Annotated in this window: 10 protein-coding genes; 4 read left to right on the forward strand and 6 right to left on the reverse strand. The window is 71.0% G+C overall.

Annotation, left to right across the window (positions count from 1 at the left end; all coding sequences use genetic code 11):
* The 3 genes from PSH25_RS13900 to PSH25_RS13910 form a co-directional block, all read left to right on the forward strand.
* Positions 1-329: PEP-utilizing enzyme (locus PSH25_RS13900; protein WP_238659494.1), on the forward strand; the 329-nt coding region annotated here is incomplete at its 5' end.
* Between the two features lie 27 nt (positions 330-356).
* Complete coding sequence (locus PSH25_RS13905; protein ID WP_238659495.1) at positions 357-1,022, forward strand: hypothetical protein; 666 nt, start codon at positions 357-359, stop codon at positions 1,020-1,022.
* A gap of 52 nt (positions 1,023-1,074) precedes the next feature.
* Positions 1,075-1,641: a TetR/AcrR family transcriptional regulator gene (locus PSH25_RS13910; RefSeq protein ID WP_238659496.1), complete on the forward strand. Its 567-nt coding sequence runs from the start codon at positions 1,075-1,077 to the stop codon at positions 1,639-1,641.
* Positions 1,642-1,723: 82 nt separating this feature from the next.
* Here the strand turns inward: PSH25_RS13910 and PSH25_RS13915 are convergent, their stop codons facing one another.
* From PSH25_RS13915 to PSH25_RS13930, 4 genes are all read right to left on the reverse strand, one after another.
* Positions 1,724-3,040: a hypothetical protein gene (locus tag PSH25_RS13915; RefSeq protein ID WP_238659497.1), complete on the reverse strand. Its 1,317-nt coding sequence runs from the start codon at positions 3,038-3,040 to the stop codon at positions 1,724-1,726.
* Between the two features lie 14 nt (positions 3,041-3,054).
* The gene (locus tag PSH25_RS13920) at positions 3,055-4,581 is read right to left on the reverse strand and encodes an alkaline phosphatase D family protein (RefSeq protein WP_238659498.1); all 1,527 of its coding nucleotides are present in this window, start codon (positions 4,579-4,581) and stop codon (positions 3,055-3,057) included.
* Positions 4,582-4,702: 121 nt separating this feature from the next.
* On the reverse strand, positions 4,703-5,686 hold the full coding sequence (locus tag PSH25_RS13925; RefSeq protein ID WP_238659499.1) for a TolB family protein: 984 nt from the start codon (positions 5,684-5,686) through the stop codon (positions 4,703-4,705).
* Complete coding sequence (locus PSH25_RS13930) at positions 5,683-6,984, reverse strand: MFS transporter (protein WP_441005352.1); 1,302 nt, start codon at positions 6,982-6,984, stop codon at positions 5,683-5,685. The genes PSH25_RS13925 and PSH25_RS13930 overlap by 4 nt, the downstream gene beginning before the upstream one ends.
* A 214-nt stretch (positions 6,985-7,198) precedes the next feature.
* On the opposite strand from PSH25_RS13930, the gene PSH25_RS13935 reads away from it, so the two are divergent.
* Positions 7,199-8,578, forward strand: a complete 1,380-nt coding sequence (locus PSH25_RS13935) for a CBM96 family carbohydrate-binding protein (RefSeq protein WP_238659501.1) — start codon at positions 7,199-7,201, stop codon at positions 8,576-8,578.
* 57 nt (positions 8,579-8,635) lie between these two features.
* On the opposite strand, the gene mmsB is transcribed toward PSH25_RS13935, so the two are convergent.
* The gene (gene mmsB, locus PSH25_RS13940; RefSeq protein ID WP_238659502.1) at positions 8,636-9,886 is read right to left on the reverse strand and encodes a multiple monosaccharide ABC transporter permease; all 1,251 of its coding nucleotides are present in this window, start codon (positions 9,884-9,886) and stop codon (positions 8,636-8,638) included.
* Positions 9,883-11,421, reverse strand: coding sequence for a multiple monosaccharide ABC transporter ATP-binding protein (mmsA, locus tag PSH25_RS13945; RefSeq protein ID WP_238659503.1), 1,539 nt, complete (start codon positions 11,419-11,421; stop codon positions 9,883-9,885). The genes mmsB and mmsA overlap by 4 nt, the downstream gene beginning before the upstream one ends.
* Positions 11,422-11,503 lie beyond the last annotated feature (82 nt).

An 11,503-nucleotide genomic window follows, 5' to 3' on the forward strand; every position in this document is an offset into this window, starting at 1 on the left:
CGCCGGCCGGCGACGGGACGCTCGCCGGCGTGGGTGCGTCGGCGGGCCGGGTGACCGGCCCCGCCCGGGTCGTCCACGACCCGGGCACCGCCCACGTCGAGCCCGGCGACGTCCTGGTGGCCGCGACCACGGACCCCGGCTGGACCCCGCTGTTCCTCACCGCGGCGGCGCTGGTCACCGAGACCGGCGCGATCATGGCGCACGGCCCGACGGTGGCCCGTGAGTACGGCATTCCGGCCGTCATCTGCGTGCCGGACGCCACCCGGACCATCACCACGGGGCAGCTCGTCACGGTGGACGGCGGCGCCGGAACCGTCACGCTGCACTGACCGTCGGCCCCGAGCGAAAGGACGACCATGACCGACACCAGGACGCCGACCAGGGCGCGGGTGGGCCCGCTGCTGCGTCGGGCGGCCGAGGCCGAGGCCGCGACGTGGCGCAGCCTGTACGTGTGGGCGCGCCGCCGCCCACTGCCGCTGGAGCCCGGCGACGAGCCGTTCGGCTACCTCGGCGTGGTCAAGCCGATCCTGGGCATCTTCATCGGCCTGTCGGTCGTGGAGATCCCGATCTTCGACATCGTGGTCACCCACGTGGTGCCGTGGCGGCCCGCCCGCTGGATCGTGCTGGGCCTCGGCATCTGGGGTCTGCTGTGGATGATCGGCCTGTTCGCCAGCATGACGATCCATCCGCACGTCGTGGGCGACCGGGGCCTGCGGGTGCGGCTCAGCTGGGGCGTCGACATCTGGATCCCGTGGACGGACGTCGAAGCCCTGCGCAGGCGCTACCGCTCGCTGCCGTCGAGCAAATCGGTGCAGGTGGAGCAGGAGGGCGACCGTCAGGTGGTGTCCATCGCGGTCGGCAGCCAGACCAGCATCGACGTCCTGCTGCGCCGGCCGCTGACCTTCGACCTGCCGAAGACCGGGTCGACGCCGATGAACGAGCTGCGACTGTACGCCGACGACCCGGACGGCCTGCTGCGCAGCGCGCGGGGCACCCCCGTGAGCCACACCGTCAGCCGGTAATCGCCGCCGCTGGCGGAGTGTCCGGACCACCCACTGTGAAACGATCGAGGCCATGCCCAAGAAGGTCGATCACCAGGAGCGACGCACCCTCATCGCGGACGCGCTGATGCGGGTCGCCGCGGACCAGGGCCTGGAGGCCGTCAGCCTCCGACACGTGGCTGCCGAGGCCGGCGTGTCCGCCGGGATGGTCCAGCACTACTTCCGGACCAAGGACGAGATGATGGCGTTCGCGTTGAGCGTGGTGCGCGAGCGCAGCCAACTCCGGGTCACCGAGGCGGTGGCGCGGCTGGGCGAGAGCCCGTCGCCTCGGCTGCTGCTGCGCACGATGCTCGCCGCGCTGTTGCCGCTCGACGAGCGCACCCGCGACGACGGGCGGGTGGCGCTCGCGTTCCTCGCCTACACGGCGGTGCGGCCGTCGACCGCGCCCCGCCTGCACGAGGACACCGCGCAGTTCACCGGGTTCATCGCCAGCGTCCTGCCCGATCGCCACGGCGCCGCCGCAGCGGCCGGCCTGCTGGCGCTGATGGAGGGGCTCGGTGTCTACCTGCTGGGCGGGCAGTACACCGCCGACCAGGCGCTGGGGGCGCTGGACGCCCACCTCGACCTGCTATTCGGTTGATCGACTCGGTGGTACCGAAGTCGCGGTGCCCCGGTAGCGGGACACCGCGACTTTCACCGAACCCGAGTGGATCGCGCCCGGCTCAGTGGGTCGTGACGCCCGCCCGCGCCTTCAGTCGGCGCAGCTCGTCGGCGGACATCAGCCAGGTGGAGTTCGTCGTCCCCAGGCCGAGAAGCACCTGGTCGAAGGCGTTGCCGTCGTTGTCGTCGGTGTAGCAGACGCTCACCTCGCCCCAGGGCGACGCGGCGACCGCGACGTGCTCCTGGCGACCCGTCGTGGTCTGGCTCAGCGCCTGGGCGGCCAGCCGGCCGGTGGAGGTGCCGTCCGGGTTGAGGCCCCGCGCCCAGACGTCCGGGTTGGCGCCGGACACCGTCCAGCCCACCACCACGTTGTCCTGGTCGTCGATGCCGACGCCGGGGGCGACGGCACCGGTGCCGGTGGAGACCTGAACCTCGTCATGCCGGGCCGTGCCCGTCGCGGTGAACGACCGGGACCAGACACCTCGCGTGCCGGTGTGGTCGGACTCCCAGCCGACGGTGAAGTCACCGGCGAAGTTCGCCGCGACCGAGGCACGCTGCTGCTGCCCGCCGCTCTGCGCGTTGGCCGTCCGCCGCGACAGCGCCACGGCACCGTTGGACCGGGCCAGCCGGGTCAACCCGATGTTGTACGAGCCGTTCGCGTCGGCGTCCTCGTCCCAGACCACGAGCGCCTCGCCGGAGGCGGACACCGCCACGTCGGGACGGTGGTGGGTGCCCGTCGTCTGCGAGGCCGTCACCTCGTACGCCTTGGTGGTGGCCGCGGTGAAGCCGGCGGCCTTGACGGTGGCCGGAGCGGTTCCCTGCACGTCCTCCCAGACCACTGTGAAGCCGACGGCGGCGGCGTTGGTGGGCGCGCCGTCCGGGTCGACCGAGACCTTCGGCCAGATCTGCTGCCCGGCGTCGCTGGCGTTGGCCTGCCCGGAGCCGAGCACCGCGCCGGCGGGCGACACCACCCGGTACTGGATGTTGTAGACGCCGTTGCCGTCACCGTCGGCGGCCCAGACCACCACGGCGTTGCCGCGGTCGTCGAGCCCCACGTCGGGGCTGATGTGTCGCCAGGCGGCCCCGCTGGTCCCGCCGGTGGAGAGCTTCAGCTCGTACGCGGGTGTGCCGTCGCGGAACAGCCGCAGGTAGACCTCGCTGTGGGTGTCGTCCTCCGGGGCGGTGCTGTCCCGGTCGTCCTCCCAGACCACGGCGACGTGACCGTTGCGGTTCATGGCGATGGAGGGTAGATCCTGGTCGCCGGTGGCGACGCTGTTCGCGGTGGTCCAGGTGACCGCCTCGGCGGTCATGGCGGTCGGGGCTGGCACCACGTTCGGGACCAGCAGGGACGCGGTGAGCAGTGCGGTGATCGCGGTCATGGTGGTTCTCTCCCTTACCCGGCCTGCAGGCCGGGCTGGCCGTCGAGGATGACGAACGAGCGCACGGTGGATGCCGCCGCGCCGTGCTCGGTCACCGTGTTCACCGCGCGGAAGTCCGCGCGGACCTGGCTACGGCTGATCGTGGTACGGACGTAGCCGCGCCGGTCCGAGTAGAACTTCAGGTGCGGGTTGGCCGCCGCGTTCGGGACCGTCGTGCTGCCGCTGCCGTTGCCGGTCGAGCTGATCGAGGTGCAGACCAGTTCGGTGCCGATGGTGGCCGAGGAGGGGTTGGCGTAGTCGGCCTTGAGGTCGTTGGCCCACGACCGGTGCACGTCGCCGGTGAGCACCAGCGGGTTGCGTACCCCACGCTGCTGCCAACCGGTCTGGATGCGGCTGCGGGAGGCACGGTAGCCGTCCCACGCGTCCATGCTCGCCGCCCCGTTCGCGTCGAGCTGCTGGGCGAAGAAGACCTGCTGGCCGAGGATGTCCCAGGTGCCGTAGCGCTGGGCCAGCCCGTCGAGCAGCCACGCCTCCTGGGTCGCCCCGGTCAGCGACCGGGAGGCCAGGTCCGCGTCGGCGCAGACCTTCCAGCCGTCCCCGCACGCCTGGTCGTCGCGGAACTGTCGGGTGTCGAGCATGTGGAAGGTGGCGAGCTGCCCCCACCGGACGCGCCGGTACAGCGGGATGCTGTTGCCGCTGGCGGCGGAGGCCGGTCGCAGCGGCATGTTCTCGTAGTACGCCCGGTACGCGGCGGTCCGCCGGGCGGTCCACTGGGCGGCGGTCAGCGTGGGGCTGCTGTCGTTGCGGACCATGTTGGCGTAGTTGTTCTCCACCTCGTGGTCGTCGGGCACCACCAGCCAGGGAGCCGCCGCGTGCGCCGCCTGCAGGTCCGGGTCGGACTTGTAGAGCGCGTACCGGCGGCGGTAGTCCGCCAGCGTCACGATCTCGGCGCCGACGTGCTGCCGCACTGTGGAGGTGCCGACGCCACCCTCGTAGATGTAGTCGCCGAGGTGCAGGATCAGGCCCGGGTTGTCCTCGGCCATCCGCCGGTACGCGGTGTAGTAGCCGGCCTCGTAGTGGGCGCAGGAGGCGAAGGCCATCACCAGGTCGCGGCCGAACGAGCTGGGCGCCGGGGCGGTCCGGGTCCGCCCGACCGGCGAGATCTGGCCCTGGGCCCGGAACCGGTAGTAGTAATCGGAGTCGGCGGCGAGCCCGCCCGCGATGGCGTGCACGGAGTGCGCGTCGGCGTAGCGGGCGACCACCGAGCCGGAGGCGACAAGCGAGGTGAACCGGTCGGTGGTGGACACCTGCCACTCCACGGTCACGTCGGCGTTGGCCATGCCGCCCTGCCCGTCGGCGTTGAGCGGGGATGGTGCCAGCCGGGTCCAGAGGACCACGCTGTCGGGCGCCGGGTCACCGGACGCCACACCGAGTTTGAAGGGGTACGGCACCGCGGCGCGGGCACCCTGGCGGGGTGTCACCGCGACTCCGGCGGTCACGAGTCCACCGAGGACGAAGATGCGACGGCTCAACCTTGTCATGGTCAACAGCCTCGGGAACGTCGATGAACGGCGATGAGTGCGGGGCGGAATCCGACATGACGGAATGCTGTCCGCGGCAAGGCGTTCAGGTGTCCGACCGCCGGGGCTCGGTGTGGGAACCTCAGGTGAGCGGGGACGGCGACTCGGCGCCGGGGATCATCAGCGTCGCCGTGCCGGACCCGTCCGCCGGGACGCCCCAGACGTCGGGCTGGCCATCGTCCCGGCGCAGCGTGTAGGCCAGTTTGCCGCCGTCCAGCCACGCGGCCTGGTCGTCGACGCTGCGGGTCTCGGCCGTCGCGGTGACCCGCATGCTCCCCAGGTCGAGGACCGACAGCCGCCAGCCCTTCGCCGGGTCGGCGTCGACCGCCTCCTTGAACGCGAGTCGGGTGCCGTCCGGTGACAGCGACGGGCACTCGACGTTCTCCTTCAGCGTCTCGACCGTACGGGCGGCCAGGTCACCCCGGACGAGGTACCTTCTCCCCCCGGTGGCCATGGTGGCGTAGAAGCGGTTGTCGTCGGCGGTGAAGGTCACGCCCCAGTAGTTGACGTCCGGGTTGCGGTAGCCCCGGCCGTCCCGGGTGATCGCGAACTCCTCGAGCGAGGCCACCGTGACGCCGGTGCGGGTGTCGAGGATCCCGGTGCGGGTGGAGAAGCCACTGGAGGTGTACGAGTCGCCACCGACGAACGTGGTCCAGGAGACCATCCGGCCGGAGGCCGAGACCCGGGCCCGGTTCGGCAGACCGGGCACACTGACCGCCCGGGTCTGGCGCAGCGTCGCGTCGAGCACGACAACCTGGTACGACCACGCGGTCTCCGGTTTCAGGCAGACCCCGGTGCCGGCCGCGGCGTACACCCGGAGGCATTCCAGGCCGGCGACGGTGCGCGGCCCGGCGGGGTCGGTCGTGGCGACGGTGGAGACGTGCCGGTCGGTGATCGCCAGCAGGCGCGGCCCGGGCGCCAGGGTGACCGGCTGCTCGCCGCCGGCCGGCGGCGGCGTCCGGGGAGCCTCCGCGGCCGTGGCGGCGTAGCCGGCCGCCACCGCGCCCAGCAGCACGGCCGAGGTGACCACCACGGCCAGCTTCGCTCGGGTCGACATCGCGGTCATCGGGGCACCCTCCGGGTGGTGAGTCGGGACGGGGAGGCCAGCAGGAGCAGCGTGCCGACCAGGACGCCGGCGACGGCCAGGGCCGCCGCGCGGATCGCGTTCTCCGGCCCCCACGACTGCCAGGCCAGACCGAACAGCACGGAGGAGACGAGGTACGCGAGGGCCTGCCCGGTCTGCACCAGCGCGATTCCGGTGGTGCGCAGTCGCGCCGGCAGCACCGGGCCGGCGAGCGCGATGAGTACGCCGTCGGTGGCCGCGTAGAAGGCGCCGTACAGCGTCAGCGCCAGGACGATCAGGGGCCAGCCGTCGACCGGGCCGGCCAACAGCAGGTACGTCGCACCGAGGGCGGTGTAGCCGCCGATCACCACGGGCAGGCGACCGATCCGGTCGGCGAGCACGCCGAGGAGGGCGGCGAGCACCAGGTAGGCCAGGCTGGTGCCCACCGCCAGCAGCGGGAACCAGCGCAGGCCGAGGTCCATCCGGCGTTGCAGCAGCAGGTAGACGAAACCGTCCCCGATGGTGGCCAGCCCGAGCATCGCGGCGGCCAGCACCAGCCGGCGGGCGGGCCCGCCGTGCAGCAGCCCGAACGCCTCGCGGACGGAGACCTTCGGGTCGTCCGCCCCGTCAGCCGTCCCGCCGGCAGCCGGCTCGCCGTCCGGCCGCTCCCGGACGAAGAGCACGAGCACCACGACCGCCAGGGCCGCGACGCAGAAGCTGGTGACGAAGACCGCGTCGTACGACTGCCCGACGACCAGCAGAACCGCGAACGCGGCGAGCGGCCCGAGGAACGCGCCGACGCTGTCCATCGCCCGGTGCACCCCGAACGCCCGACCCAGCGCCTCGGGCGGCGCGGAGAGCGTGATCAGCGCGTCGCGCGGCGCGCTGCGCACCCCCTTGCCGAGCCGGTCGACGGCGATGACCGCGCCGATCGCCGGGATCGACCGGCCGGCGAGCAGCAGGCCGAGCTTGGCGACCGCCGAGAGCGCGTACCCGACGCCGGCGACCAGTTTGCGCCGCCGCCACCGGTCGGCCGCGAACCCACCGACGACCCGCAGCAGCGCGGTGGCGCCGGTGTGGACGCCGTCCAGCACGCCGAAGGCCACCGGGCTGAGGTGCAGGCCCAGCACCAGGTAGAGCGGCAGCACCGCGGCCACCATCTCGGCCGACACGTCGGTGATGAGACTGACCGTGCCGAGCGCGACGACGTTGCCACTGACCACCGCGAACCGGCGGCGTCGGGGCCCCGCGTCGGGTTGGTCGGCGACCGGTCGGGAGACGGTCGACAGGTACACGAGCATCTCCTCGGATCGACGGCTGACGGTCAGCCATCGTCCGTACTCAGTGGAGAGCGCACAACGGACCGCGGGCGGCATCCGGGCGAGGTGCGGGTGAACGAGTCCCCAACACCGAGGTGTTCGCCTGCCCGGACGCACTGTTCATCCGCCCGTCGCCCACCGGCTCATCGACCTTCCTACATTCCATGCGCTCTTCCCACGAGGTAAGGAGTCCTGGATGGACATTCGATTCCCCCGTCCGTCGGTGACGCTGGGGGTGGTCACGGTGATCGTCGCCGCTACCGCCGCCGTCGTCGTGACCGGCGCTGGCGCGGCGTCGGCGGCGAGCGTGACCTTCACGCCGGTCGCCGACACCTACGTCCAGAGCGACACGGCCGCCACCAACTACGGCACGTCCACGCAGGTCGTGGTCGACAACTCGCCCGTGCGGCGCTCGTTCCTGCGCTTCACCGTGAGCGGTGTCAGCGGCACGGTGACCGGCGCGAAGTTGCGACTGCGCACGATCAGCGGCAACAGCGGCAGTGACGCCGGCGGCACGTTCCGCCGGATGTCGAACACGACCTGGTCGGAGACCGGCACCACCTGGAACAATCAGCCGGCCATCGACGGGGCCACGCTCGGCACGATCGGCGCGGTCAGCGGCAACACCTGGTACGAGGTCGACGTCACGGCCGCGGTCACCGGCAACGGCACGTACAGCTTCGGTGCCACCTCGGCCAGCGGTGACGGCGCCTACTACGACACCCGCGAGAGTGGCGCGGACGCCCCGCAACTGGTGGTCACCACCGGGACCACCACGCCACCCCCGTCGGGTGACCCGGTGTTCGTCGGCGCCGGCGACATCGCCGACTCCGGCTCCGGCGACAGCGCCACCGCGACGCTGCTCGACAGCATCCCGGGAACGGTCTTCACCACCGGCGACAACGTCTACGACAGCGGGACGGCGTCGCAGTTCAACAGCTACTACGAGCCCACCTGGGGTCGGCACAAGTCCCGCACCCGCCCGTCGCCGGGCAACCACGACTACAACACGTCGGGGGCGACCGGCTACTACAACTACTTCGGTACGTCCGCCGGCCCGAGCGGTCGCGGTTACTACTCGTTCGACCTCGGCAACTGGCACATCGTGTCGCTGAACTCGAACATCAGCATGTCGGCCGGCTCGACGCAGGAGCAGTGGCTGCGTGCGGACCTGGCCGCCAGCAGCAAGCCGTGCACCATCGCGTACTGGCACCACCCGCTGTTCACGTCCAGCTCCAACCACGCGCCGTCGACGTCGACGCGTCCGCTGTACCAGGCCCTCTACGACTACAACGCCGACGTCGTGGTGTGGGGGCACAACCACGTGTACGAGCGGTTTGCCCCGATGAACCCGGCCGGTGGCGCCGACTCCAGCCGGGGACTGCGCAGCTTCGTCGCCGGGATGGGCGGCGCCGGTCACTACAGCTTCGGCACCATCCAGCCCAACAGCGAGGCGCGTAACAGCTCGGCGTGGGGCCTGCTGAAGTTCACCCTGCACTCCGGCAGCTATGACTGGCAGTTCGTACCGGTGGCCGGCCAGACCTACACCGACAGTGGCACCGGCACCTGCCACTGAACGACACGTGCCCCCTGTCCGCCTCGCGGACAGGGGGCACGTGCGTACCGTCAGACGTCAGCGGGCCGTGCCGGCGCGACGCTTGTTGTAGACGTCGAAGGCGACCGCGACGAGCAGGACGAGACCCTTCACCACCGACTGGGTTGACTGGTCGATGCCCATCAACTGCATGCCGTTGCTCATCACCGCCATGATCAGACCACCGACCATCGCGCCCACCACGGTGCCCACGCCACCGGTGACCGCCGCACCGCCGATGAAGGCCGCGGCGATCGCGTCCAGCTCGAACATGTTGCCGGCGGCGGGCTGGGCGCCGTTCGACCGCGACGAGTAGATGACGCCGGCCACCGCCGCCAGGAAGCCCATGTTGACGAACATCCAGAAGTTGACGGTGCGGACCTTGACCCCGGACAGCGCCGCCGCCGACAGGTTGCCGCCGATCGCGTAGACCTGGCGACCGAAGACGGTACGCCGGGTGAGCAGGCCGTATACCAGCACGAGGACCGCCAGGATGATCAGCACGATCGGCAGCCCTCGGGCGTGCGCCAACTGCCAGGCGAAGTACATGAGGACCGCGCCGACCAGCACGACCCGGGCGACGAACAGTGGGAACGACTCGACGGGCTGTTGGTAGCGGATGCGCGCCACCCGGGTGCGGAAGCCGCTGACCGCGTAGCCGGCCACGGCGATGGCGCCGATCAGCAACGTGAAGGCGTCGAAGCCCTGCCCGCCGAGCAGGCCGTTGAGGAAGCCCGCCGCGACCTGCTGGTACTCGGACGGGAACGGCGACAGCGAGATGTTGTCGAGCACCCGCAGGGTGAGACCCCGGAACAGCAGCATGCCGGCCAGCGTCACGATGAAGGCCGGAATGCCGGCGTACGCCACCCAGAAGCCGTGCCAGGCGCCGACCGCGACGCCGACGACAAGCGCGGCCACGACGCCGATCCACCAGGGATGGCCCTGCTGGATCACCAGGACGGCGGAGACCGCTCCGGTGAGCGCGACGACCGATCCGACCGACAGGTCGATGTGCCCGCCGATGATCAGGATGACCATGCCGATCGCGAGGACCAGGATGTACGAGTACTGCAGGACGATGTTGGTGATGTTGCCGGGGCTCAGCAACACCCCGTCGGTCAGGACCGCGAAGAGCGCGACGATGACGACCAGGGCGACGTAGATCCCGCTCTGCCGCAGGTTGTTCAACACCAGCGCCCGCAGGTCGTTCGTCCCGCTGTGCAGGGCCGCGGTGGGCGTGCTGTCCGGGGGCGTGGGGCGCTCCGTCGAAGGGGTCTTGATGCTGGTCATCCGACGAGCTCCTTGTCCTTGGTCATCAGCTCCATGAGGCTCTCCTGAGTCGCCTCGGCCACCGGCATCTCGCCGGTGATCCGGCCGGCGGCGAGGGTGTAGATGCGGTCGCACATGCCGAGCAGCTCCGGCAGCTCGGAGGAGATGACGATCACCGCCTTACCGGCGGCCACCAACCGGTTGATGATCGTGTAGATCTCGTACTTGGCGCCGACGTCGATCCCGCGGGTGGGCTCGTCGAGGATCAGCACGTCCGGGTCGGTGAACAGCCACTTCGACAGCACGACCTTCTGCTGGTTGCCGCCGGAGAGCTTGCCGACCACCGCCATGACGCTTGGCGTGCGGATGTTCATCTCCTGGCGGCTCGCCTCGGCAACCTTGATCTCCTCGTTGCCGTTCACCCAGCCCAGGCGGGACAACCGGTCCAACGCGGCGGCGGACACGTTGCGCCGCACGTCGTCGATGAGGTTGAGGCCGTAGCGCTTGCGGTCCTCGGTGACGTAGGCGATGCCGTTGTCGATCGCCTCGGCGACGGTGCGTGCCTGCACCTCCCGCCCGTGCACGAAGAGCCGGCCCCGGATGTCACGCCCGTAGGACCGACCGAACACGCTCATGGCCAGCTCGGTACGGCCGGCACCCATGAGGCCCGCGATGCCGACGACCTCACCGGCGCGTACGGACAGGCCGACGCCCTCGACGACCATCCGGTCCTGGACGGGGTGACGCACCGTCCAGTCCTCGATGCGGAGAACCTCGTCGCCGGGGGACGACTCGCGGTCGGGGTAGAAGCTGTCCAGGTCGCGCCCGACCATGCCCCGGATGATCCGCTGCTGGTTCACGTCGTCGGACTTCATGTCGAGGGTCTCCACCGCGCGTCCGTCCCGGATGACCGTGGTGGAGTCGGCGATGGCGGTGATCTCGTTGAGCTTGTGCGAGATCATGATGCAGGTGATGCCCTGCTCCTTGAGAGCCCGCAGCAGGTCGAGCAGGTGCGCCGAGTCGATGTCGTTGAGCGCGGCGGTCGGCTCGTCGAGGATGAGCAGGCGCACCTTCTTCGACAGCGCCTTGGCGATCTCCACCAGCTGCTGCTTGCCGACGCCGAGCTGGATGACCGGGGTGACCGGGTTCTCGTGCAGCCCGACGGACGCCAGCAGCTTCGCCGCCTCGGCGTTGGCGAAGTTCCAGTCGATCAGGCCGCTGCGACCACGCCGCTCGTTGCCGAGGAAGATGTTCTCCGCGATCGACAGGTACGGCACCAGGGCGAGCTCCTGGTGGATGATGACGATGCCGTTCGCCTCGCTGTCGCGGATGCCGCGGAACTGCATCGGCTTGCCGTCGAAGAGGATCTCGCCGTCGTACGAGCCGGACGGGTGGACGCCGGACAGCACCTTCATCAGGGTCGACTTGCCGGCGCCGTTCTCACCGCAGATGGCGTGGATCTCACCGCGGCGCACTGCGAGGGTGACGTCCTCCAGCGCGGTCACGCCGGGGAAGGTCTTGGTGATGCGACGCATCTCGAGGATGGTGTCGTCCATGGTCACTGTCCTCCGTCAGGTCTGGACGCGGTACGCGCCCAGGCGTCGGGCCCGGCGGGTGACCGCCGGGCCCGACGAGTGG

It is taken from the genome of Micromonospora foliorum, from assembly GCF_022229015.1.
Lineage (GTDB): Bacteria > Actinomycetota > Actinomycetes > Mycobacteriales > Micromonosporaceae > Micromonospora > Micromonospora foliorum.

What these genes read in the sequence shown, in the direction of transcription:
- PSH25_RS13935 (WP_238659501.1), top strand. Translation starts at nt 7,199, where the DNA reads ATGGACATTCGATTCCCCCGTCCGTCGGTGACGCTGGGGGTGGTCACG.
- PSH25_RS13930 (WP_441005352.1), bottom strand. Translation starts at nt 6,984, where the DNA reads ATGCTCGTGTACCTGTCGACCGTCTCCCGACCGGTCGCCGACCAACCC.
- PSH25_RS13925 (WP_238659499.1), bottom strand. Translation starts at nt 5,686, where the DNA reads ATGACCGCGATGTCGACCCGAGCGAAGCTGGCCGTGGTGGTCACCTCG.
- mmsB (WP_238659502.1), bottom strand. Translation starts at nt 9,886, where the DNA reads ATGACCAGCATCAAGACCCCTTCGACGGAGCGCCCCACGCCCCCGGAC.
- PSH25_RS13920 (WP_238659498.1), bottom strand. Translation starts at nt 4,581, where the DNA reads ATGACAAGGTTGAGCCGTCGCATCTTCGTCCTCGGTGGACTCGTGACC.
- PSH25_RS13905 (WP_238659495.1), top strand. Translation starts at nt 357, where the DNA reads ATGACCGACACCAGGACGCCGACCAGGGCGCGGGTGGGCCCGCTGCTG.
- mmsA (WP_238659503.1), bottom strand. Translation starts at nt 11,421, where the DNA reads ATGGACGACACCATCCTCGAGATGCGTCGCATCACCAAGACCTTCCCC.
- PSH25_RS13915 (WP_238659497.1), bottom strand. Translation starts at nt 3,040, where the DNA reads ATGACCGCGATCACCGCACTGCTCACCGCGTCCCTGCTGGTCCCGAAC.
- PSH25_RS13910 (WP_238659496.1), top strand. Translation starts at nt 1,075, where the DNA reads ATGCCCAAGAAGGTCGATCACCAGGAGCGACGCACCCTCATCGCGGAC.